This is a genomic window from Shimia sp. Alg240-R146, from assembly GCF_947331465.1.
Taxonomy (GTDB): Bacteria; Pseudomonadota; Alphaproteobacteria; order Rhodobacterales; family Rhodobacteraceae; genus Shimia.
This window is the reverse complement of the sequence record NZ_CAMZOK010000001.1, coordinates 1,740,901-1,765,290: the sequence shown is the minus strand read 5'-3', so window position 1 is coordinate 1,765,290 and position 24,390 is coordinate 1,740,901. Positions and strand designations below refer to the sequence as shown.

Here is a 24,390-nt window from a genome sequence, read left to right as displayed (position 1 = left end):
TGCTCTCGTGGCGCCATCCCAACAAAAATTGTGCCGGATACATGAATATGACTGCCCTGAAATCCCTTTCCGTCAGCGCGCTCAGCCGCCTGGTTGTGCTTTCCATCGTCGCCATGGCCATCATGACCGCTTCGATGGCCGCCTGGGCGGTCACGCGCGCTGACAAGGCCGTCACATTGATGCGAGACGTAGAATTGCGGGCGGACCCCGCTGCCATCGCCAAAATAGATCTGGAAAAGGCGCTTGGTTATGGTGGCATGATCCATGGATTCAAAGATGCCGTCCTGCGCAAAGATGAAGTTTACAAGCGCACCGCAAACCAGAACGCGGGCGCCGCGCTTGCAGCTCTTCAGCGCATCGTCAACCTCGGCGCTGCACCAGAAGAACAGGTCGCGCCGATCCGTGACCTGATCAACACCTACGTTGCGCACCTCGACAAAATCGGTGACATGCGCAAATTTGGCCAATCCGCCGCCAACATCGACCGCTCTGTGAAAATCGACGACACCCAAGCCCTCACCGCCCTCGCTGCCCTGCGACAAGCGGCGGCGGCCAACCGCCCTGACAACGCGCTCCCCACCAAAGGAGAAACGCTCGCCACTCTGCGTCTGCATCTTGGTTACGGCGGTATGATCTTCAAATTCAAGAACATGGTTCTGCGCTCTGACCTGTCACAAGCCGACGCAGTTCGCGCAGATATCACTTCTGCCCGCACCGAGATTTCCAACCTGCGCGGCTTTGACCTGACCGAAGCCGAAATCCAGGCAGTGAGCGATATCGCCAGCGTGCTTGACAGCTACGAAGCCATGCTGGACGTGGCCGCCCCGATGATCAGCGACAAGGCACGGGTCGAAAAAATCGACAAGGCCGTTGTGGTCGACGACGCTGTCGCGCTGTCCGCTTTTTCCGTGCTTGATGCCGCCGTCGCATCCGAAGCCACTGCCATCTCCACGCGGTTGCGTACAGAACAGAGTCAGTTTCAGGCGCGGCTTACAATAGCTGGCGCTTTCGTGGTTCTCTTCAGCCTTCTGATCGCAGTGCTCACGCGCACCATCCTGCGCCGGGGTGTGGTGGACAAACAAGCAAGCGCCGACGCTCAGGCGGCTCTCCTGCAAAAGGAGGGTGAGGAGTTTCAAATACGGATCTCTGCGATGGCCAAGGCTGCCAGCGAGGGGGATTTCTCCAAGCGCATTGCCACAGAGTTTGAGGACGACACCCTGTCGTCTGCGGCGGCCAACCTCGATCGGCTCATGGCCAATACGGAAACCGGCCTGTCAGCCGTTATGTCAGTGAGCCAAGCCATGTCGCAGGGCGATTTGACACACCGCATGGACGGCACATTCCATGGAGCGTTTGCCGAATTGCAAAGCGCGCTCAACAACGCCCTGTCCTCCATCTCCGGCTTGATCCAAAGCGTGGTCAAAAACGCCTCCGAAATCAGCACCTACACAGACAGCATTTCCTCGGAAACCGGCAACCTGTCCAACCGCACCGAACAGCAAGCCAACGACCTTGCCTCCTCCACATCAGCGCTCAAAGACCTCACCCTGTCGGTACAAGACGTCGCCCAGCGCGTGACCGCAGCCCGCGGCCAGGCTGACGCGGCGCATGAGGTGGCCCAAACCGGAGCGGCCGTCGTGGCCGACGCCGTCATCGCCATGGACAAGATCGTCGACACCTCCGCGCGGATTTCCACGGTCACCGAAATGATCGAAGACATCGCTTTCCAGACCAATCTTCTGGCGCTCAACGCCGGCGTCGAAGCCGCCCGCGCAGGTGAAAGCGGCCTTGGTTTTGCGGTTGTGGCATCTGAGGTGCGAGCCCTTGCGTTGCGGTCTTCAGACGCGGCCAAGGACATCAACGATTTGATCAGCACCAGCGCAGCCGAAATCAACGAAGGCGCGCAACACATTGCGCAGGCCGGGGACTCCATTCAGCAAATCTCTGGCTATGTCGCTGAACTTGAGGGCACAATCGGCAGCATCGCTTCCCAGACCAAAGACCAAGGCGGCCGCCTGAATGAGGTCAACACTGCGGTGAACTCGCTGGAAGGCGTGACCCAACAAAACGCGGCGATGTTTGAAGAAACCGCCGCGTCCATCGACTCGCTCAACATGCTGACAGACGACCTTGTCGATACCAGCCAACAGTTCGTCGTCACGCCCAAATCCGGCGCAAAAAACGCGACGCCGCGCGCTTTGGCCAGCTAAGTCTGCCCAAATTAACAACTATGAGACAGCCCACTCGTGGCTGTCCTTTTTCGTGGCGCTGCCCGCTTGACACACGGCAGCGACAATCGTAGGTCTCGCCGCCTTCAAAACCGCAAAAGGCAAGGCCATGACACGCGCGTTGGGCATCGATTTTGGCACGTCAAACTCCGCTGCCGGCTTTATGCAGGACGGCCACCCCCGTCTGATCACATTTAACGGCGGCCACACCACTTTGCCCACCACGTTCTTTTTCGACTATGAGACCCGCAAAACCCTTCTGGGCGAGCCCGCCAATCAGGCGCTTCTAGAGGGACTGGAAGGCCGCTTTATGCGCGCACTCAAACGTGTGTTAGGCACCACATTGATGCATGAGCCGCGACAGATCCTGAACACCCGCGTCACCTTTGTCGACATCATCGCCCGCTTCCTGCGTCACATCAAAACCCAAGCCGAAGCACAGACCGGCCTGACGTTTGAACATGCTATTTCTGGTCGGCCGGTGGTGTTTCACGGCACGAACGACCCGCGCGAGCAGCAGGCCGAAGATGACCTGCGCGCCTGCTACCTCGCTGCCGGATTTACCGAAGTCACTTTTGTGGCTGAGCCCGAAGCCGCCGCCATCGCGGATGGCGCTTTGGTGGACGGCGACGGCATTGGCCTGATCGTGGATATCGGCGGTGGCACCTCGGATTTTTCGCTGTTCCGCAGCCACCATGGCGCCGTCGACATCCTTGCCAATCACGGCGTGCGCATTGGCGGTACCGATTTTGACCGCGCGCTGAGCTTTGGCGAAGTCATGCCCCATCTTGGCAAAGGCAGCCTGTTGCGCGACCACTTCGGACCCGGCTGTTTCCCGACCCCCAACGCGATTTTCAACGACCTCGCCACGTGGGAGAAAATTCCGTTTCTTTACACCGCGCAAACCCAACGCAAAGTCGCCGAGATGCTGAAGCAAGCGGAGGAGCCGCAAAAACTCTCCCGCCTCGCCGATGTGTTGCGTGATGAGCTGGGCCACGACATCGCCTTTGCCACAGAAACCGGCAAAATCGCTGCCAACGGCAACGCGAACGATCCTTTGATTTCGCTCACCACCGTGGAATCCGGCCTAACCGTCGCCCTACCCCCGGCCAAACTCACCGAGATCCTCTCGCCTTTCGGGGACGACATGCGCCAAGGCGTGATTGACACGCTGGACATCGCAGGGCTTAAGGCCGACAAAATCGACCGTGTGATTTATGTTGGCGGATCAAGTTTGCTCACCGTGGTCTCTGATGCGGTGAAAACCGTAACGCCAAACGCTGCGCACAGTTTCTCCGAGGTATTTACAGCAGTGACCGACGGGCTGGCGCGCGCAACAGATCGGCCAATTTAGGCCCGAACAGCGCCCCTACGATGATGTTGGAAGAAGCCTCAACTCAGCCGCCCGCGCGTGGCCTTCCATACCTTCGATGCGACTAATCTTGGCCGTCCGCACAGCCAAATCATGCGACGCCTGCGGTGTGCATCGTTGATACGTAACGGTCTTGGTGAACTTATGAACCGACAGCCCCCCTGTGTACCTTGCCGCGCCATTTGTCGGCAAAACATGGTTTGGGCCGGACGTCTTGTCACCAAATGACACCGTGGTCTCCGCGCCCAGAAACAGCGATCCATATGTCGACAAACGACCTAACCACCAGTCTAAATCACCTGCCTGTACCTGAAGATGTTCCGGCCCATAGCTGTCAGAAACCTGCGCCGCTTCCTCTCTTGTGTCACACAGGATAACCTCGCCGCGTTCGGCCCATGCAGTCCGCGCCGCCATCGCATTTGGCTCGGGCAAGCTGTCACAAAGCCGAGGCAGGCGCGCCATGACCTCATCGGCCAACGCCCTATCGGTGCAGACAAGCCAGACCGGACTATCAACGCCATGTTCCGCCTGACTGACGAGGTCCCAAGCCACCGTTTCCGCCGATGCCGTATGATCCGCAATCACCAGTGAATCCGTTGGGCCCGCAAACATATCAATGCCCACTTTGCCAAAGAGCAACCGTTTTGCTTCCGCCACAAACGAGTTTCCAGGACCTACCAGAATGTCGGCGGGCTTGGCGCCAAACAACCCCTGTGCCATCGCGGCAATGCCCTGAACCCCGCCCAAATTCAGGATCACATCAGCGCCGCTCAGATCCATCGCATACACAATCGCGTCGGGAATTCCTGCCTCAGGTCGGGTCGGTGACACTGCGGTGATATTCGCAACACCGGCAACTTTTGCCGTGGTGATCGTCATCAGAGCGCTGGCAATGTGGCTGTAGCGCCCGCCGGGCACATAACAACCCGCACTGGACACCGGGATCTGTTTTTGTCCGGCAATCAGCCCGGGCCTCACCTCGATTTCAAACTCGCCAATCGTGGCAAGCTGCGCCTGCGCGAACCGGCGGATGTTGGCATGCGCAAACTGGATGTCGTCTTTCAAATCCTGCGGCACCCGCGCGCAAGCGGCTTTGCGTTCCGCACCAGACAACACAATGTCGCCGGTCCACCCATCCAATTGCTCTGCATATCGCAGGACCGCGTCCTCACCCTCGCGCTCAATGTTGGTCAACATGATTTGCACGATGTCACGGATGTCACTGCCTTCCGACACAGGACGCGGACCGGCTTTTTTCAGATAGGTAATCGCCATCTCGTCATCTCACTTTGTTTGCGTGTCGCCGCGCCCCCCGTTCGGGCTGCGCCATCAATTCTGTCCGGGGTTTCCCCCTACCCTCTGATCCGGGAAAACTCCGGATCATAAGGCGACGGCGCAATGACCGTGGCCTCAACAAGTGTCCCGCAAAGGTCCAACTGCGCCGAATTTCCATCGACTGCCATTTCGGGATCAACAAACGCATAGGCAAGGTTCAGACCCGTCCGATGCCCCCAGTCACCTGAAGTCACCGTGCCCACCACAGCGTCACCCCGCATCAGCGACGCCCCGCCATGCGCAGGCGCATGGCTCGCATCAATCTTGAGCGTGACCAGCTTTTTGCGCGGTCCCGCCGCCTGACGCTCCAGCAACGCGGCCTTGCCGATGAAGTCGCCTTTGTCGAGCTTCACAAACCGCTCAAGTCCGGTCTCAAACGGGTCAAACTCGGTCAAGAGGTCAGCCTTCCAGTGCAAAAAGCCTTTCTCCATGCGCATCGCATCCACCGCGCGGGCGCCAAACAGCGTCATCCCGTGGGCTTCACCGGCTTCCCGCAAGGCCAGATACGCCGCATAAAGCGAGGCATTGGGAACATGGATTTCATATGCCAGCTCACCGGAAAAGCTGACGCCCAACACGGTGGCCGGTGCATATCCAATGAAACACTCGCGCACCGACAACCAAGGAAACGCCTCCTTGGACCAATCGCCACGCGCACAGGACGACAACACATCCCGCGCCTTAGGCCCGGCCAACACAAGGATGGTCTGATCATTGGTCAAACTGCGGATTTGAACGTCCTCATCCGCGCCCAAATGGCTTTGCAGCCAATCCATGTCGTGCAACTCGCTGGCCGCCGCCGATCCATACCAAACCCGACCCGGGCCGCGCTCGCTGGCGGCGATATTGGCAATCGTTGCCTCGCCCTTGATCATGCCGTGAGGGTTCAACAAATACCCCAGCCCAACACGTCCGTCCCGTTTCGTGACGGTGCCGCAAAACATCCGATCCAAAAACGCATGGCGATCCGCGCCGGTGATCTCAAACCGGTTGAATCCGTTGACCTCGCACAGACCAACGTTGTCCTGCACGTTCCTCACCTCGGCCGCGACGACATCAAAAGCTTCGTCAAACCCGAATCCAAGCGTCGGATGAAAATCTGGTGTCGGCTTGATGTATTCAACCCGCTCCCAACCATTCACCACGGTGAATTCCGCACCTTCGGCTGCGAAAACCGGCGTCAAAGGTGTGGTGCGCGCGTTGCGCCCCGCTGGGCGGTGCTCATGCGGAAAATGAAACCGGAATTCGTTTTGGTAATCTTCGATCGCTTTCAACGCGGTCAACTCGACATTGGTGTGGCCCGCAAACCGGCGCGGATCAATGCACCACGTGTCATACTGCGCCTCGCCATGTACGATCTGTTGCGCCAAAAGCCAGCCGTGACCGCCCCCCTCGCCCAATCCTGCACGAAGCCCGATGATGCAAAACGCATTGCGCTTGCCGGGGATTGGCCCAACCAGGGGGGCGCCGTCGATTGTATAAGTGATCGGCCCATTAACCACCGTATGGATACCGACGTCCGCCAGCGCGGGCATACGCGCAAACGCCCCCTCAAGCACATCCATGACGCGCTCCAGATCATCCGGACACAGCGCATTCACAAAGTTCGGGTCAATCCCGTCCATGCCCCATGTCTTGCAATCCTGTTCATAAAACCCGACCAACAGGCCGTTCTTTTCCTGTCGGCAATAATAGTCGCTGATCGGACAGCGGATCAGCGGCATCCGATGCCCCGCGTCTTTGATGGCAGGAATGTCTTCCGTCAGAAAATACTGATGCTCCATCGACGCGACCGGATGATGCACACCCATCATCGCGCCGACTTCATTCACCCGATACCCGCCCGCATTGACCACAATATCGCAGTCAATATCACCGTGCTCGGTATGTACCGTCCATGTGTCGTCTTTGTGTTGGGTCAGGCCGGTCACTGGCGTGTTGCGATAAACTTCGGCCCCGGCCTTGCGGGCCCGCCGCGCCAGCGCCTGACACAACTGTGCGGGATCAATGTCGCCATCCAGTGGATCCCACAGCCCGCCGATCATATTGTCGGTCGAGATCAGTGGATGGCGCCGCGCGCATTCCTCGGCATCGAGCACCTCAAAATGCACATCCATCCCCCGCGCCATCGACGCGAAATGACGATAGCCCTGCATCTGCGCTTCGGTGTTGGCCAGACGAATACCACCATCCCCATGGTGATAGTTGATCGGATATTCCGGATCCTCCGCCAGCTCTTTGTAGAGATCGATCGAATGGGTTTTCAGCCCGACCATCGTCTGGTTCATGCCAAAATTTGTCACCTGAGCCGCAGAGTGCCACGTGGTGCCGCTGGTCAACTCATTGCGCTCAACCAACACCACATCGCTCCACCCCTCCTGAGTAAGGTGATACAATGTTGAACAACCCGCGATGCCGCCGCCAATGACGACCACTTTGGTGCGCGATTTCATATGACATGCCTCCAGCCAAGTGTTCCGCTGAAAGAGGCGCAAATATGTGGCCACTGCAATGCTCAAGACCGACAATTCAAAAACACCAAATATTGTTTTCGGTTTTTCCAAAGCAATGTGCTGTGAGCGCAGGGCCAAAAACCGCACCTGAGCGTCTCTGAAACGCAAAAAGGGGCCCCGAAAGGCCCCGATTTTCGCACTGTCGCGATACCGCCGTAATACCGACGCGATACCGACCGCGGTTTTTACACCTTTTGTTGGGTGTATTTGCGAAGTTCCGCCCGTGCCACCTGACGGCGGTGCACGGCGTCCGGACCATCTGCCAGACGCAATGTCCGGATGCCGGTCCAGGCTGCTGCCAACGGCGTATCCTGGCTCACACCGGTGCCGCCATGCATCTGCACCGCTTCGTCGATGACTTTGAGCGCTACGTTCGGGGCAACGACTTTAATCTGACTGATCCACGGCGCTGCCGCGCGGGCATCGCCCTGATCCATCATCCAGGCGGCTTTCAAACACAACAGACGTGCTTGCTCGATCTCCATCCGGCACTCCGCGATGATGTCATAGTTCGCCCCCAGATGCGCCAGCTGTTTGCCGAACGCCTCGCGGTCCAACGAGCGACGGATCATCTGCGCCAGCGCCGATTCCGCCTGACCGATGGCCCGCATGCAGTGGTGAATGCGGCCTGGCCCAAGCCGGCCTTGCGCGATCTCAAATCCACGCCCTTCGCCCAGCAAAATGGCATCTGCAGGCACGCGAACATTTGTAAATCTGATGTGCATGTGACCGTGTGGTGCGTCGTCCTGACCATAAACCATCATCGGGCGCAGGATCTCGATACCTTCGGCATCTGACGGCACCACAATCATCGATTGGCGCTTGTGAACTGGAAGGTCGTCGCCGCCGGTTTTCACCATTGCAATATAGACCTTACAGCGTGGATCACCTGCGCCAGAAGACCAATATTTCTCGCCATTCAGCACATATTCATCGCCATCGCGCACGCATTCCATGGAGACGTTTGTGGCGTCTGATGAAGCCACATCAGGCTCTGTCATAAGGTAAGCTGACCGGATCTGACCTTCGAGCAGCGGCGTCAGCCACTTTTCTTTCATGGCCTCGGTGCCATAGCGCTCAAACACTTCCATATTGCCGGTGTCAGGCGCTGCACAGTTGAACACTTCCGCGCCCAATGGCGTCTTGCCCATCTCTTCCGCAAAGAAGGCATATTCCACGGTCGTCAGACCAAAGCCGCGCTCGCTGTCAGTCAGCCAGAAGTTCCACAGGCCACGTTCCTTGGCTTTGGCTTTCAAGCCTTCCAGAATTTCTGTCTGCCGTTCCGTGAACGTCCAGCGATCGCCTGTGCCGATTTCCTTATGATACTCTGCTTCCAGCGGCATGATCTCGTTCTGGATCATATCGCGTACCTGCTCCAGCAGGCTTTCCATCTCTGGACGTATTCCCAGGAACATCGTCTCTCTCCTCAATTTATCTGCCGCAACATTGCCGCGCGGCACTTGTCTTTGTCCATCGGTGCTCTGCGAAAATGACGCTGGGTACCTTTAAGAAGTTCCTGAAGATTGCCTGAACAGAAAACAGAAAATTTACGCAACAAAACTCGATTCGGGTCTTGCACCTGCCTCCATCGGCCAGTAAATACGCGCTCACGTTGGGATGTAGCCAAGTGGTAAGGCAACTGTTTTTGGTACAGTGTACCGTAGGTTCGAATCCTACCATCCCAGCCACTTTTCATAGAAAATTTAAATAAACCAATAACTTAGACTCGCCCGAATCCACGTGCGTGTCATAGCCCCCTAAAACTGTAGCGCAGAGTGTAACACATGGCTTCGCGCGCTATACCTACAGGCAAAGCGCCTCAGCTCGCCAAAAACCCAGACGAATGCCCATGCATCACGCAGGCCCATACCTGATGCGTAGAGGTCGCGTGATATTTTTCCGCAAGCGGCTTACGTCGGAGTTGGCAAATTCTGGTTCAAACCAATTTCTCTGTCTTTCTGTGCAAACACATCTCCCACTCGATGCCGTGAAGCGCTGCAAGGCTCCTCACGGTCTACGAGCGAAACGAGAGCGAATTCTTGAACGAAGTGACCATTAGAATCCTGGCACCCGAAACCGTCAAAGCAGTGTTGATGGAAGCTATGTGTCAGGAACTGGTCCGCATGCTCATTGAAGAACAAGACTTGGTGGCAACCCATGTGGATGTTGGCAAACGGATCGCTGCTCCTGAAGCTTCCACACCCGCGTTCAATCCCGGCAGGTTTGTTTGAAAGGCGAATTTGTCGGCCACTTGGGCAATTGTCCCGATCTCAGTCAACGATCTCTCGATTTGGGTCATGCCCTAGATCGCGTTTTGGTAACAGTGGCGCTACTGTCCGATTCAGATCGGACTTCCGTGACGGTGACGTCGGCAACCACGGAATAAAAAATGTGTTTCATCAAACCTATCTGGAACGGTACCAAAAGGACAGCTGACGAGGCTCGCCGTTGGGCGGTTTCGGAAAGGGCGCGCCGCTCTGAATTTGCAGCCGTGCCGCGCGATTGACGTCAGGGCTGCCTGAGCTGTCGATAACTTCAACCCAATTGAGGGAACCGTCGGGGTTTATCTCAAAGTACACTCGTGCAAAGCCAGGCGCTTTGACGTGGACTTCCGGGGTGCGGTTGAGATGTACGAGCACGCGCCCAGCATAATTGGTTGTGTCAGAATTGCCTGGGCCACGGGAATTAGCTGCGGAGCCGGACTGCACGCCAAATCCGCCAATCGCAGCAGAAGACCCCTCGCGCCGAAAGGTTTCCAGTGGCGACTCAACGGCTTGCGATGGGTTGCGCAGGTCTGCAAACCCATCTCGCAAACTAGGGAATAGAGGCTGTGGCTCGACTTCGGTGCTGTCCTCAAGGGGGTCTTCGGTTTCGCTTTCGGTTGGCTCGACGGGTGTGGACTCCGTCAACACTGGCGTTTCTGGATCCGTCAACGGAGAGGTTGGAGCAACCGGCAGCAACGCGTCAGGCAGCGAGGCAATCACGTCTTCCACCGGCTCCGACTGTTCGGTTGCTATTGGGGGCGGTGTTGGTTGCGTCGGCACCGGGGCTCCCACCTCTACCGTGTTTGTCTCGGACTCGATGGGTGGCGCGGTTTCGGCTTGTGGGGGTACGGGCTTGGCTTCGTCGGGTTGGGTGGTCGGCTCTGTTATGTCCGGCTCGGGCACAAAATCGCCTTGGGTACCTGCAAGCGGAACCGGCTCTACGATTTCGGCCGTGCCCGTGTCAGGGGCAAAGGACTCCTGAGGGTTCTCTGACGCCACAAGCACTTCGGTTTCGGGCACGTCTGACTCGCTCGGTGGTGGCACTGGTTCGATTGGCTGAACTTGCTCCGGCTCCGGCGCGAGTTCCGGCTCCACCGCGTCCTCAAGTGTTTCTGCGATGTCTTCAAAAGCGTTGCCCACAGCGACCACGTCACCGATTGTTTCAGGGGGCGGCCCCGCGCGGTCAATACGCACCGCAACGCCAAGCCCCAACAGGTGCACACCAAGCGACAACAGGAGCGCAACTAGCGCAATGAGGAGCGAGCGCCGGATCACTTAAGCGCCCGTTCGGTTACCAATATCACCGAGCTTGCACCCGCCCGCCTCAGAGCGCCGGTGACGGCCATCAAACGTGGCGCAGGGACGTCTCGATCTGGCACAATACGGGTGGGGCCTGTGCCGTGGACAGCAATATGCGCTTCAGGCGCAGTGACTTGACCACGAAAACTAAGGCTGCCATCGGCATGTAGAACCAAAGCGTCCGGCGGCTCTCGTCCCTCCAAGTCGCTGGTTTGCACAAGGTTCAGATCCGAATCCAGTGGCGGCGCGACTGTCCCGGCGATCAGGAAAAAGACCAACATCAGGAAAACGACGTTGATCAAGGGAATGGTCGAATCTCGTTTTTTGCGCGGCGGTGGTTGGCCTATCATCGGCTTACTCCAACACCAACACATCCAGCCCGTCACGCCCGCGAAGCCGATGCAGAAGATCAACAAGACGCTGTGCCGTTGTGTCGTCATCAAGGCTGACTAGAACCTGCCCGGTTTGGACATCTGTGGCGACATCATCCAACGATATGGGCTGCCCGTTCAGGGTCACCCGCTCCGCTCCCAATTGCACAAAAAACCGGTCAACCGATGAATCCACTGTGCCGCTACCCGCGCGCGTGTTGCTAAGTTCGATTTCGCCAAAGGTGGAAAACGTCGAGGTCAGCATAAAGAACAGGAGCAACAGAAAGATCACGTCGATCAGCGGGGTGAGCGCCAACGGGCGGCGCACAAAGGGGGCGAGGTTACGCATGTTCCTCGGTCCCGTCACCAAGAGTAAGGGGACTCGTTTCATGTGGCATCAAGACCGTGCGCAGCGCCTTGTCCGCAAAGACACGCTCGCGCGCGGTCCGGCTTTCCAACCAGGAAAGCACCATCGAGGTGGGCATTGCAACGGCGAGCCCAACGGCGGTGGTGACCAATGCGACCCAGATCCCACCGGCAAGCAACGATGGATCTACCGACGCACCAGCGGTCTGTAGGCTTTGAAAGGCTTTGATCATGCCCAAGACCGTGCCGAAAAGCCCAAGCAATGGCGCCAATTGAGCGATGGTGTCCAGCAATCGAAAACCCCGCTCCAAACGGGCCAGCGCCAGCCCGGCCTCCGCATCCAAACGATCGCTCAGGGCTTGTGATTTTGGCATTTTAATCGCGGTTTCAACAAGGGGCGCAAGATAGCTGCGGCTTTTGACAAGTTGCGTGCGTGCACCGCTTTCATCACCTGCGTCCCAAGCGGCGAGCGCGCCTGACAACACCTTGTGCCGCCCAACGCCTGAGGCGGCAAATTGCCAAAGCTTATAGATGGTGACGGCAACCGTGAGAACCGACATCACCAACAGAATTGCCACCACCGGCCCACCTAAGGCGACCACATCACGTAAACCATTCATCGTATTCATCCCAATAGCTTAATGCTGATACGGCTGCTGAGCGTCAGTCCGTCGCCGCAAATATCACTTTCTGCACCATTCACGATGCAAGTGTTTGCCCCGTTGATCAGGGTTTGGGAAATGGTCTCGCACCTCATCCCTGGCACGTCAAACTGGCGCACCCGCGGTCGCCCCTCTGGCAACGCGCGGAAATCAAACAACGATAGCCTCACCACGGCGCCAGTGGAGTCAAAAATCACAGTTTCAAACACCGCCTTGTCGATGGCGGCCCCCGTGGTGTTATTGGCCACAAAAGTCACCCTGCAGGCGCCTTCGACTTCTTGGACTGCGTTGAGTTCGAGCGACAGCTCAGAATGTGGGGCTTCATCAGAGTGGGCTTGTGATACGGCCAAAGCCGCCGTCACGGCGATTGCAAGAAGGCGTGGGTTTACAGGCATGGCAATTCCTAAATGACGGACAGAACAGCGGTTGGTTGGCTGCACCTCTCCACTGAAATCTTCGTTTTGATAACTTAGACGAAGATTGAGCGGAAGATACCTACGATCAAGGTGCATCTGTCGACAGAAGCCAGAAACCGCTCTATTTGAAGCCGTCTTCCCGCGCTCGAAGGGCGGCTTGCGTGCGATTCTTTACGCCAAGTTTCGATAGAATATTCTTAACATGCAGCTTGATCGTGACTTCTTGCAGGTCAAGGTCGCGACCGATTTCCTTGTTGGATTTACCTTCACAAATACCCCGAAGCGTTTCGCGTTCGCGCTCGGTCAATCCTCGATAATCTATAGTTGTTGTGGTCTGGGCTGCTTCCACAGCCAGATCGAACGGAAAATAGCGCTCACCAGACAAGACAAAACGCACAGCGTTTAACAGATTTGGAGCGCCAAGAGACTTGGGGAAAAATCCAACCGCCCCTATCCCCATAGCCTGCTGCGCAACGTCTGGCGCAGCCACTCCTGACATCAGTGCAAACTTCACCGCAGGATGAGCTGACGCGGCAGTTTCCAAACCTGACAGACCGTTCATCCCAGGCATGTGGTAATCCAAAATGCACAGATCAAAAGGCGTTGTTCCCGCCAGTTTTTCTAAAGCCTCATCCAAGCTCGAAGCGGTTTCAATCACAAACCCCTCCGATCGACCTAAATAGGCCGCAATCGTATCACGAACCAGATCGTGGTCGTCTACAATAAGTAAATTCGACAAATCGTTACTCCTTCAGGGTACCCACCCTTCTTTCATAAGCCGCATTAAGAGCGCCATATCCAGCCCGCTCCTATACTTCAGTATAGCCCTCTACTCTAATGCCTTTCCACCGCTAGGTTAATTTCTGTCAAACAGCGCCTCGCAAACTTGGAGGTGTGCAATGAAGTTTTCAGTGGTGTTGGCAGCAATCTTTACTTTGTTTTTTGTCCCAAATGCGGCCTTGGCCAATGGCTCGATGTTACGGATCGAGGGGATGGACGGAAAGGCTGTGGAGTTCTCGATAAAAGACCTCGACGACCTACCACAAACTTCGTTTGAGACGTCCACCATCTGGACGGACGAAGATGTCGTGTTCTCCGGCGTCTCATTGAGTGCCCTGCTGCAAGCTGCCGAGGTTTCCGGCACGACGCTGCGTATGACCGCGTTAAACGACTACGCTGTGGATATGCCGATGTCTGAAATCGGGGACGACTATCCGATTGTTGCCACACGTATGGATGGTGCGGTGATGCCGATACGTGACAAGGGACCGTTTTGGGTGGTTTTTCCATATGATGCAGCTTCGTCTTTTCGTTCAGAAACGGCTTATGCGCGTTCTGTCTGGCAGCTGAGCCTGCTTTCCGTCATAAAATAGGACATAACGCGTTCTGGACGGATAATCGATTTGATCAAACGTTTTGCAATCTATGGGGTGATTTCGGCCCTGATCGCTTTGCTGATCCTGCTGTGGTTCGGCCTGCCGGGTCAGCTCCGCGCGGTTATGACCACTGAGACGGACGACACCCAATGGACAGTCTTCCAACTCGAAACAGAGTTTGCCAACCTCAACGCTTTATTGGCCAATGTCGAAAATACCTCTGAGCCCGACAGCGAAGAGATCCGCTTTAGAACCGACATAACGCTGAGCCGCGTTGGTTTGGTGAGCAATGGGTTGAGACGCTCCCTTTGGGCCGGGAGTGCAGAAGCACGTGAAATAATTGCGAAGCTGGAAGGTTTCACCGCTGCATCAACTGCGTTGATCGATCAGCCAGGCGCCCTAACTGGAACCGACATACGTCGCCTGCGTGACCTGACCGACGACCTGAGACCGGATGTCCGGCGCCTTGCCATTCTAGGAGTGACCCTTGGGTCACAAGCGAAGGAAGCCGAAAGGGTCGCATTTGCAACCCAGCTTCGCAGTGTGGGGTTTTTGGCAATTGTTTTGATTGCGGGTCTTGTAGGAGCGCTATTTTTCCTTGATCGGCTTCTTGCGCGTGCACGTCGTAAGGATGACGATTTGCAAGTCACAGCCGATCGGCTGGCATCAACAGTAACCGCGTCACTCGATGGCATTGTGATTTCCAATCAACTGGGTGAAATCATTGAATTCAACGAAGCGGCCGTAGAAATATTTGGGTGGTCGCGCGCCGAAATTCTCGGTCAAAAAATGTCGACAACGTTCGTGCCGCACCAACACCGCGACGCGCACGAGGCCGGCATGCAACGGTTTTTATCAACCGGAACCCCGCATGTGATTGACGCCGGTCGCATCGAACTAACGGCTCTTCGCAAATCCGGTGAAGAATTTCCGATAGAACTCAACATCACCTCAACCCATCAAGAAGGCGAAAACGTCTTTATCGCCTACATCAGGGATATCAGTGAGCGGAAAATCAATGAACAGAAACTGGTCGAGGCGCGGGATCGGGCTGAACGTGCCGACAATGCCAAATCCCGGTTCCTGACCGTAATGAGTCACGAAATGCGCACGCCGTTGAATGGAATTTTGGGTGTTCTGGATTTGCTCAAAACGACGCATTTGGACAAGAAACAAGAGCGTTTCGTTCAAGTTGCGGCGGCCTCAAGCGAAATCCTCTTGGAAAACGTGAACGAGGCTCTGGATATCACCCGCATCGAGTCCGGCGTCATGTCGCTGTCTCCCGAAGTGTTCTCCTTGCGTGACACCGTGCAACGGGTCGCCGACGTTCTCCGGACTCTGGCAACGGAAAAAGGCCTCACTCTGCACGTCGAAATAGATGCCTCGATGACAGGGGACTTTTGGGGCGACGGTGGGCGGATCAATCAGATTTTGACCAATTTGATTGGCAACGCCATCAAGTTCACCGATCAGGGCGGTGTCACCGTCACTGTGAACGGAATCCACGGCCCGAACGAAACGATGGCCCGGATTCAGGTCCTGGACACGGGGAGCGGCATCCCCGAGGACAAGTTTGAGGCGATTTTTGAAGATTTTGTAGCATTGGCCCGCTCGGAAGGCCGGCAGAGCCGCGGCGACGGTCTTGGCCTGTCTATCGCGCGAAAAATCGCGAGGCTGATGGACGGGGATCTTAATGTGGACAGCCAGCAAGGCAATGGCAGCAGCTTTACGCTGTCGGTCCCCCTACAACGGGTCGTGACCAAATCAGATGAGCCAGCGCCTGACGTACGTAATGTTACCGACGATGCTTCGAAATCAATTCTGATCGTTGAAGACAATGCCATTAACCGCTCTGTCCTGCGCGAGATGCTCGCGGGTTTCGGCCATGCCGTGACTGAGGCCGACAACGGGCTGGAAGGTCTGAAAAAGGCCGATGGCGCCGAGTTCGATCTTATCATCATGGATATCAGCATGCCGTTCATGGACGGTATCGAAGCGACGCGCAGAATTCGGCAAGGAAACGGTCCCAATTGCCAAACCTATGTTTTGGGTCTCACTGCCCACGGTCGGGAAGAATACCGGCTCAAGGCTAAGAACGCTGGCATGGATGGGTTTTGTACGAAGCCCCTACGCCTGTCGGAGTTGAAAGAGACGCTGCAAGGAATGAAGGACACAGGACAATCAGCGGCCAGCGTGTCCGGTCCGATTTTAGTGGACGTCATCGACGATCTCCGCAAAGCGCTTGGGGATACGAAAACTCAAGAAACGGCCAACCGCTTTTTCGCGGAGTTGGAGGAAGGCCTTTTCAGCCTCGGCCAAAAATCACCGGCAAGCGAAGCCACGGTGATTTCCGAAATGCTGCACAAGTTGCGCGGCTCAGCGGGACTTTTGGGTTTGCAAGACATCGAAAATGCCCTGGCACAAGCAAGCACAATCGACGACCCCGCGAAGTACGCGGATGCGCTGAGCCAAATCGGAAAGGCGGCCGACACAGCGGCCAAAGCCGTCAGGTCGCTTTTGTCAGCGTCAGACGAGTAAGCCGCCTATACCTCAGCATAGGCACCCCATGCTTCAGACCCTCACGATATCCCTTCGCCGCCCCCATCAACGCCACGAATAAACCTATTCTTAACCCATCTTCAAAACGCGCTTCAGGCGCTCTGATTATGGGAAAGAAACCAAAATGGGTAACAACGTAAAAAAGATTATTGTGATCGGTGGCGATGGTTTTTGTGGCTGGCCCACTGCGCTTCACCTGTCCAAACTTGGCCACCAGGTGACAATCGTCGACAACCTGTCGCGTCGCTGGATCGACAAGAAAATGGGCGCGGATAGCCTAACGCCGATTGCCACTGTAGAAGAGCGCTTGCAAGCTTGGACCGATGCGACCGGTCTTGTCATTGACTTCGAATGCATCGATGTGGCGCGCGAATTTGACCGCTTTACCGCGCTTCTCGCGTCGGTCAAGCCGGACACAGTCATCCACTTCGGCGAGCAACGCGCCGCGCCTTACTCGATGAAGGGGATCGCGGAAAAACGCTATACGGTCGACAACAATATTTCGGCCACCCATAATGTTCTGGCGGCCGTCACTGAACTGGGGATCGACCCTCATATCGTACACCTCGGCACGATGGGCGTTTACGGGTATGACGATGACGGCATGGAAATCCCCGAAGGCTATCTCAACGTCTACATCCCAGGCGACAACAAACGCATTTTCCAGCGCGACATTCTGTATCCGACCAATCCCGGCAGTGTCTATCACATGACGAAGTCGATGGATCAGATCCTGTTCCAGTTCTACGCCAAGAATGACAGGTTGCGGGTGACCGACCTGCACCAGGGGATCGTCTGGGGAACACAAACGGATGAAACCAAGATGGACGCGCGTTTGGTCAACCGGTTTGACTACGACGGCGACTATGGCACGGTCTTGAACCGCTTTTTGATGCAAGCCGTAGTTGGACATCCATTGACGGTTCACGGCACCGGCGGACAGACACGTGCGTTTATCCACATCAAAGACACAGTCCGCTGTATCGCCTTGGCCGTCGAAAATCCGCCAATGCCAGACGGCAAGGTCGCTATTTTGAACCAGATGACAGAGACCCACACTGTGCGCGATCTGGCGATCCTTGTCGCACGGGTGTCCGGCGCCAAAGTCGCCTACGTCGACAATCCTCGGAATGAGGCCGCCGAGAATGACCTCCGCGTTTCAAACAAAACCTTCCTTGATCTGGGCCTAAATCCCACGACGCTTGCTGATGGCCTGATGGAAGAAACACAAGAGATCGCGGCCAAATACGCCCACAGGTGCATCCACAAGATGATCCCCTGTGTTTCGACATGGACCGACAATCAGCGCCCCGGCGTGGTTAAGAAAGCCGCCTGACCCAGACCTGGCCCTTGGGTGCGCTTGGAGGTGCGCTCAAGGCCATTCCGGTTTGTTCAGGCAAAATGTGTGGTGACCTCAAATGCGATTGATTGGCATGGGCCTTCTTGCCTTCCTTTTGGCAGGAATTTCTCTTTTTCTCTCACGATCCGAAGCCCTGCAACTCGGCAAGCAAGCGCTTGTCGAAGCCTTTCAGGGTCCACAATTGCGATTTGAAACCGCGCATCGGCCGCCACAAGGCGCATCTGGGCGATCCCACGTGATTGCCCAGCGCATCAACCCGGATGAGCCCATCATTCTTACCGGTTTACCTGCCTATCAGGGCGCGACGTTTTTCTTACCGACGGATGCGCGCCCTACTTCTGGACACCTCCAACTTGATGTGACGGTTCAAGTGTCGGCTGGGGTTGAAGGCGTCTTGCGCGTCTCAATCGGAAACTCCCGCCGTGCCGAATTGTTGCTGCGTTCAGGAGAGGCAGGGCGCTCTCTCAGGATTGACCTCACCACGGAAGATCTCACGAGAGAGCAGCTGGTCGTTTCCTTCAGTCTCCAAGGGGAAAGCCCACTCACCCCTTGCGGCAAAGACGAAGGCTTAGAAGCCATCGTCGAGATCGAAACGACCAGCGCCTTATTTTTGGCTCTGGACACCGAAGCTTTGAGTGTCCGGGACCGAGCCAACTTGGCTGGTCGACAAGTCACGTTGTTTTGGAGTGAAGACCCCAAAGAACGTGCCGAGGCGTTGCGCACCGCACATACTCTCTCAGATGCGAGCTGGAAGGTGCATTTCGGCAGCGGCTCAGGCGCCATAACTCCGGAAACGGCCATTTCAGGTTTGCCGTCTGGCAGCGCGACACAAAAGCCGAAATACGCCTGGTCTCGCGCTCTTGCGGCGACAAGCACCATCTACGGTTTGCGCCGGTTTAAAAGCATGAACTCGTGGCGCATCCGGTATGACTTGATGGACGCAGAGGAAGCAAATATCCCCGCGACATTCACTTTGGACATGATCCTCGGAACCACACCACTAGAGGCCTCGTGGAACTTGTCTGTGACGCATAATAACCGTCTCGTTGATCACGTGACCTTGTCTCAAGGTGCATCAAATCTGACCCGAACAATTGACCTCTCCAAAGCCCGACAAGCTCGGGAAAACGTCATCGAAATCGTTGCGTGGTCGCAAGTGGGAACTTCAGAAACATGCACGGAAGGCCCTGACCTTCTTGCTGAGATAACAGACGACACAACCCTCTCAGCGAGTGGTGAGACATTCTCGTCTCCACTTTTGTTTCTGCGCCGCGCCTTCGCGCAAACAGAAGGCTTGCACCTGGAGGTCGCCCCCGAGCTGACAGCACCAGAAGCAACGGTTGCCGTCGCGCTGTTGTCCAATCTTCTTTCGAACGCGGCCCAAAAGCCCAAATCGGCTAAGGGCATTTCGGTCCACGCGCTCCCTCGGGGCGCGTCCTTGGCCCGCTGGAGTGGGTCAACTGGGGACACCGTCTGGCTGGTGTCTTTTGACGAGAACGGGATCGCGTTTGCGCAGATGCTTCCTGACTATCCGGTCTCCGAAACGCGCGCCGTCACTGTGCTGGTAGATTTGACCGAGGTGGCAACGTGACAACGGAAACCCAAAACGACAACCGCGACCAGATCAACTTCATTTCTGTCGACAGTGCCCCCAAAAAATTCGCCGGTTTAATCTCTGTCTGGCGCGCGCCTTCCACTCTGGCTGCCTTCACGTTAATCGCGGTTTCGCTGCTTTGGATGGTGAACTCTTCGGTGGGAGCGCGGATATTTCCAAATCGGGATTTGGTGTTTTCGCCCTATGACGGCAACCATGCCATCGCGATCCGGATTTTTCTGATCTCTTTCTACATTGCCTTTGGGGCCTTTAGCTCAGGCACATGGATTGCCCGCCTGTCTTTTGCCGCAGACATGGCGATCACCTACCTAACAATCTGTGGCTTTCTGGATCTGGCGAACCTCTCGGCACATCACTGGCTTGGGGTGTCTTTTTCGCTGCACTTTAGCGCTATTATTTCCGGCTTGGTCGGTTTTGCGGTCTATTCTTTCAAGCTTCTTGAACGCGGTTTCATGCCTTCAAGGATCAGAATTGAGCACAGAGCCGTCAAATCGACGCGCGCTGTTGTTCGACTCTCTGTCGCATTGGCGATCGCGGCATCTGTTTCACTTTGGGTCGGTGCAATGGATATCGACGCAGTTAAAACCATGCGGAGCTGGACCCTTTTGGGCGGGATCGGTCCGGGCGTCTTTCTGTTCCTGCCCGTGCTGTTCGGACAACTCTATTTTCTGGCCATCTGGGATGTTGTGGTGGGAAAAACCGCTAAATTCCGCCCGCCGATTTCGGTCATCGTCCCAGCGCACAACGAGCAATATATAATCGAGGACACCATTCGCGCGATGGACACGGCCGCAAAACACTATGGCGGGGGCGTGGAAATCCTGATCATGAACAACAACTCGTCAGATGACACCGAAGAGATCGCCCGCGCAACGCTTGCCGCATGTGAGGCCGCAAGCGGCACGGTAATCAACGTTCCCAAAGCGGGTAAATCCAATGCCTTAAACGCCGGATTAGATGCGGTGCAGACCGAGTTTTTCGTGCGTGTTGATGCGGATACACTGGTAGGTGAAGACAATTTTTCACGGGCAATGTCGTTCTTCACCGACCCCAGTGTCGGTGTTGTCGGCGGTGTGCCGGTACCTCCGGGTGGCGCCCTCTTCGATCGAGCGCGCTTACTCGAAGTCTTGGTGAAGCACGGCTTTTACTCAGTCGCGATGGGGGCCGTAAACGGCGTTGTCGGCATCCCCGGCATGTTCGTCGTCATGCGGACGGAGCATCCAAGGTATCTTGGTGGTTTCGTTGAGGGAATGAACGGTGAGGACACCGACCTTTCGCTCCGGATTGGCGAGCTTGGATATCATTCTGTTGTTGATCCAAAGCTGCGCTATGTGTCTGAGGTGCCGGCCTCATACAAACACATGCGAGAGCAAAGAATGCGCTGGTTTCGCTCCGTCTACCATATCTCGTCGCGGTGTCGGGATCTGATCTATTCTCAGAACCGGTCGCTGCGCGGCAAGGTCATTTTACCCTACATGTTGGTGAATTCAGCCCGCCGGGCGATGCTCGTCCCGCTCATCATTTTCGGCGGTATCGAATGTCTGTTTGCCTTTAACCCAATGAGCCCAATTGTCTGGCAATCCGTTGTGGCCGTCACAACGGGGGCGCCATCCGTTGTGGCCGTTTGTGCGACCCTCCTGAACGGAGTTCCGAAAGGAATTCTTGCGCTGCCGGAGTACCTGATATTTCGGGTGATGCGGGCCTATTTCACGCTCGAATCCATGTTGAGTATCCTGATCGATGTTGAGGCGGAAAACCTTGAGCGCGCAACGACCCGCGACATTCAAAAGTCGGGACCGATCGGCATTGCCTAATGTCTGATGACACAGCAGCAACCTGCCCAAAGTCAGGTCTGACACGGCTCGACGCAGCTGCTCACTTTCATTCTGAAGCCGAAAGTCACCGGCGTACTGTGATCGGAGAGCTGCACGGCCCCCACCCCCGCCTAACGGGCGAGTCGGTGTGGCTGACATCAGCTCCGGAAAGGGCGCATAGCCTTGTCGACGCGCAATCTCTCCTAAATTGGTATCTCCCCATCATGCACATAGAGGCCGGCCTTCACTGAGCCGCCCAAGCCGTTGAAACCAAACCACATGCCGGTGGTTCTGGTGCGCCAAGGCACAGGCGGCTCGACGCACTCAGCTGAACAAAAGGGGAACTGTTAACGTTTCTTTATCACTGTGGCCGCACCATGACCGCAAATTGATTGTTTCAAAAGGTATTGGTTATGGCACAAAACAGCCCTGACGCCGGCGTGAATTCCGTAACGGGAACCACCGGTGACGACACGATCCTGTCGCCGGACGGGTTGGTCGATTCCATCAACGGCAACGCTGGCAGCGACACCATCGACAGTCGCAGCGGCAATGACCTTGCAGCCGGGGACATGGTCGGGGACGAATGGGCGTTTGTAGACGGGCAATGGGTCTTCAATCCCGACGCCATCAACACCACCAGCAAGCCGGTGTCGCGCGACTACAACGATGTCATCACAACCGGCGACGGCGACGATGTGCTGCTCGGAAATGGCGGCAACGACGACCTGAGCGCGGGGGCCGGCGCCGATCGCATCAACGCCGGCACAGGGCGCGATCGTGCGGACGGTGGCGCGGGTGATGATGTCGTCAACCTTGAAAGCGGGGACGACACCGGTCAGGGCGGCACTGGCGCCGACACCATCAATGCCGGCGCTGGCAACGATCTTGTACATGGCGACCTGGCCGATGGAAATCTGCTGAGCGGCGGTGTCGAAAACAGCGGCGGCACCTTCGCACAAATTGCGGGTGGCGGCCGTTGGAGCATTGGCGACAGCAGTGGAACACCGGAAATTTCACAAACAATTCAAACTGTTGAAGGCGAAACCTATTCCCTGTCTTTTGACATGGCCGCAAACCTGTCGGGCGGATCCTCCTCTTGTGTGATGGAGGTTCTGTGGGAGGGTGAGGTTGTCTGCGTGATGGACACGCATTCCGGCGGCTACAAAACAGTCACTCTGGACGTGGTCGGCAAAGATGGTGAGGGGACCTTGACCTTCCGCGAACTCCCTCCCCCCGACACCGGCCCCAAATACGACACCAGTGGACCAATCTGCACCTACCCCAAGGAGGTGCAGATTGGCGGCGAAGACATCGAAGTTGCCGCTTTCGCGCCCGGCCAGTCCAAGCTGTACCAAATGATCGACGGACAGTTGAACGTATTTGACACGCAAACCGAACAATATGAAATCGCGGGCGACCCCACGGGTCTGCGCATCAACGCGATTGGTTTCAACACCGAAGACGACTTGATCTATGGCATTGCCAAGGCCGACGGGGTGGATGCACAAGGCAATCCTGTGTCCGTGCGGGATCTGGTCATGGTTGATGCAAACGGCGAAGCCCATCGGGTCGGGGCGACACCGGTTGGTGATTATGTGGGTGATTTTGACAGCGACGGCAATCTCTGGACCTTCCAGTCCAGCCTCAACCGCGTGACCCGGATCGACGTCGACACTCTGGATGAGAACGGCAATCCGCAGGCGACGAATTTCGACCTGCCGAATGGCCTGTTTCAAGGGCGCACCTATGACATCGCCTACAACGCCGAAGAAGACGTGTTTTACGCTGTCGAGAGCCCCGGAACCAACGGCGGCAGCGGCACCGTACATCGCATTGATTTGACCGGCCTTGAGGACGGAGCCACCCCGGTTATCACCTCGGTGCCCATCACCGCGACGCTTTATGACGGCGGTATGACCGCCGGAATGCCCAAAGGGGCTTATGGCGCGGTATTTCTGGACGGTGATGGCAACCTCTACTTCGGCCTTAACCGGGGCGACCATGATCTTGATGGGGCCTCGGATGCGGCAGGCGGGATCTATAAGGTGAACATCGATTGGGCCGAAGGCGCGGCCTATAGCGAATACATGGCTGAGGCCCAGTCCACCGGAAGCAATGACGGCGCGGTAGACCCCCGTGCGCCCGACCCGTTTGCCGAAGTCGACCCGACGGGCTCTGTTCTGGTACGCAACCCGTCAATTGAGCCGACCTCCGGCGGCAATGACAAGCTGCGCGGCGGCCAGGGAGAAGACACCATGTTTGGTGGCGGCGGCAATGACACGCTGCATGGCGGGGCCGATGACGATGTTCTGTCTGGCGACACTGGGTCTGATCGTGTGTTTGGAGGCGCTGGAGACGACATCGTTCAAGGCGGGGCTGGCAACGACAAGCTCCTTGGCAACGCCGGTGACGACACCCTGTCCGGCGGCACGGGGCGTGACTTTTTGAACGGTGGCACAGGCAACGATCAGCTTGAAGGTGGCGATGGCTCAGACAAGCTCGTGGGCGGCACCGGCTCGGACACGCTCAGCGGCGGGGCAGGCAACGACCATTTGTGGGGCGGCAATTGGTATCAGGACGGCAGCGCCGACACGTTTGTGTCTGCGGCGGGCGGTGGCAGCGACATGATCCATGACTTTGAAACCGAACAGGATGTGATTGATCTGACGGCCTACGGCATCGACTATTCCGATCTGCAATCGCACATTCAGGATCAGGGCTGGGCAACCGTTATTGATCTCAGTGCGCTCACCGGCGGCGAAGTCAACGACCGGCTGATCCTCAAATCCGTGTCGCCCGATGATTTGGACGAAAGCAACTTTTTGCTCTGAGGAGAC

18 protein-coding genes and 1 tRNA gene are annotated in these 24,390 nt (G+C 56.8%); 10 read left to right on the top strand and 9 right to left on the bottom strand.

Annotated elements, in window-relative coordinates; all coding sequences use genetic code 11:
- Positions 1-41: 41 nt before the first annotated feature.
- Complete coding sequence (locus PG871_RS08510; protein ID WP_270728323.1) at positions 42-2,210, top strand: methyl-accepting chemotaxis protein; 2,169 nt, start codon at positions 42-44, stop codon at positions 2,208-2,210.
- A 127-nt stretch (positions 2,211-2,337) separates the two neighbouring features.
- On the top strand, positions 2,338-3,582 hold the full coding sequence (locus tag PG871_RS08505) for an Hsp70 family protein (RefSeq protein ID WP_270728320.1): 1,245 nt from the start codon (positions 2,338-2,340) through the stop codon (positions 3,580-3,582).
- Positions 3,583-3,597: 15 nt separating this feature from the next.
- On the opposite strand, the gene hisD is transcribed toward PG871_RS08505, so the two are convergent.
- The 3 genes from hisD to PG871_RS08490 all read right to left on the bottom strand — a co-directional run bounded on the left by hisD (position 3,598) and on the right by PG871_RS08490 (position 8,863).
- Positions 3,598-4,875, bottom strand: a complete 1,278-nt coding sequence (gene hisD, locus PG871_RS08500) for a histidinol dehydrogenase (protein WP_270728318.1) — start codon at positions 4,873-4,875, stop codon at positions 3,598-3,600.
- Between the two features lie 77 nt (positions 4,876-4,952).
- Positions 4,953-7,388 carry a GcvT family protein gene (locus PG871_RS08495; protein WP_270728315.1) on the bottom strand — a complete coding sequence of 812 codons (2,436 nt, stop codon included), beginning with the start codon at positions 7,386-7,388 and terminating at the stop codon, positions 4,953-4,955.
- A gap of 245 nt (positions 7,389-7,633) precedes the next feature.
- The gene (locus PG871_RS08490) at positions 7,634-8,863 is read right to left on the bottom strand and encodes an acyl-CoA dehydrogenase family protein (protein ID WP_270728312.1); all 1,230 of its coding nucleotides are present in this window, start codon (positions 8,861-8,863) and stop codon (positions 7,634-7,636) included.
- A gap of 198 nt (positions 8,864-9,061) precedes the next feature.
- On the opposite strand from PG871_RS08490, the gene PG871_RS08485 reads away from it, so the two are divergent.
- Together PG871_RS08485 and PG871_RS08480 are read left to right on the top strand one after the other, a co-directional pair.
- A tRNA-Gln gene (locus PG871_RS08485) sits at positions 9,062-9,136 on the top strand.
- A 360-nt stretch (positions 9,137-9,496) separates the two neighbouring features.
- Positions 9,497-9,679 carry a hypothetical protein gene (locus PG871_RS08480; RefSeq protein WP_270728309.1) on the top strand — a complete coding sequence of 61 codons (183 nt, stop codon included), beginning with the start codon at positions 9,497-9,499 and terminating at the stop codon, positions 9,677-9,679.
- A 174-nt stretch (positions 9,680-9,853) separates the two neighbouring features.
- On the opposite strand, the gene PG871_RS08475 is transcribed toward PG871_RS08480, so the two are convergent.
- The 6 genes from PG871_RS08475 to PG871_RS08450 are packed head-to-tail and all read right to left on the bottom strand — an operon-like array spanning position 9,854 to position 13,565.
- Positions 9,854-10,987 (bottom strand): cell envelope integrity protein TolA, encoded by a 1,134-nt coding sequence (locus PG871_RS08475; RefSeq protein WP_270728307.1) that lies wholly within the window; start codon positions 10,985-10,987, stop codon positions 9,854-9,856.
- Positions 10,984-11,361: an ExbD/TolR family protein gene (locus PG871_RS08470; RefSeq protein ID WP_270728304.1), complete on the bottom strand. Its 378-nt coding sequence runs from the start codon at positions 11,359-11,361 to the stop codon at positions 10,984-10,986. Before PG871_RS08470 ends, PG871_RS08475 begins: the two co-directional genes overlap by 4 nt.
- Positions 11,362-11,365: 4 nt before the next feature.
- Positions 11,366-11,731: an ExbD/TolR family protein gene (locus tag PG871_RS08465; protein ID WP_270728301.1), complete on the bottom strand. Its 366-nt coding sequence runs from the start codon at positions 11,729-11,731 to the stop codon at positions 11,366-11,368.
- A complete protein-coding gene (locus tag PG871_RS08460) occupies positions 11,724-12,377 on the bottom strand; it encodes a MotA/TolQ/ExbB proton channel family protein (RefSeq protein ID WP_270728298.1) in 654 nt (217 codons plus the stop codon). Before PG871_RS08460 ends, PG871_RS08465 begins: the two co-directional genes overlap by 8 nt.
- Positions 12,374-12,922: a hypothetical protein gene (locus PG871_RS08455; RefSeq protein ID WP_270728296.1), complete on the bottom strand. Its 549-nt coding sequence runs from the start codon at positions 12,920-12,922 to the stop codon at positions 12,374-12,376. The genes PG871_RS08460 and PG871_RS08455 overlap by 4 nt, the downstream gene beginning before the upstream one ends.
- Before the next feature lie 25 nt (positions 12,923-12,947).
- On the bottom strand, positions 12,948-13,565 hold the full coding sequence (locus PG871_RS08450; RefSeq protein ID WP_270728293.1) for a response regulator transcription factor: 618 nt from the start codon (positions 13,563-13,565) through the stop codon (positions 12,948-12,950).
- Positions 13,566-13,725: 160 nt separating this feature from the next.
- On the opposite strand from PG871_RS08450, the gene PG871_RS08445 reads away from it, so the two are divergent.
- The 6 genes from PG871_RS08445 to PG871_RS08420 all read left to right on the top strand — a co-directional run bounded on the left by PG871_RS08445 (position 13,726) and on the right by PG871_RS08420 (position 24,384).
- The gene (locus tag PG871_RS08445; protein ID WP_270728290.1) at positions 13,726-14,199 is read left to right on the top strand and encodes a molybdopterin-dependent oxidoreductase; all 474 of its coding nucleotides are present in this window, start codon (positions 13,726-13,728) and stop codon (positions 14,197-14,199) included.
- 30 nt (positions 14,200-14,229) lie between these two features.
- Positions 14,230-16,740 carry a hybrid sensor histidine kinase/response regulator gene (locus PG871_RS08440; protein ID WP_270728287.1) on the top strand — a complete coding sequence of 837 codons (2,511 nt, stop codon included), beginning with the start codon at positions 14,230-14,232 and terminating at the stop codon, positions 16,738-16,740.
- A gap of 145 nt (positions 16,741-16,885) precedes the next feature.
- Positions 16,886-18,097: an NAD-dependent epimerase/dehydratase family protein gene (locus PG871_RS08435; RefSeq protein WP_270728284.1), complete on the top strand. Its 1,212-nt coding sequence runs from the start codon at positions 16,886-16,888 to the stop codon at positions 18,095-18,097.
- 82 nt (positions 18,098-18,179) lie between these two features.
- Complete coding sequence (locus tag PG871_RS08430; protein WP_270728283.1) at positions 18,180-19,712, top strand: hypothetical protein; 1,533 nt, start codon at positions 18,180-18,182, stop codon at positions 19,710-19,712.
- Positions 19,709-21,550 carry a glycosyltransferase gene (locus PG871_RS08425; RefSeq protein ID WP_270728282.1) on the top strand — a complete coding sequence of 614 codons (1,842 nt, stop codon included), beginning with the start codon at positions 19,709-19,711 and terminating at the stop codon, positions 21,548-21,550. Before PG871_RS08430 ends, PG871_RS08425 begins: the two co-directional genes overlap by 4 nt.
- Before the next feature lie 413 nt (positions 21,551-21,963).
- Entirely contained in the window at positions 21,964-24,384 is a 2,421-nt protein-coding gene (locus PG871_RS08420; RefSeq protein WP_270728281.1) for a calcium-binding protein, read from the top strand.
- Positions 24,385-24,390: the final 6 nt, after the last annotated feature.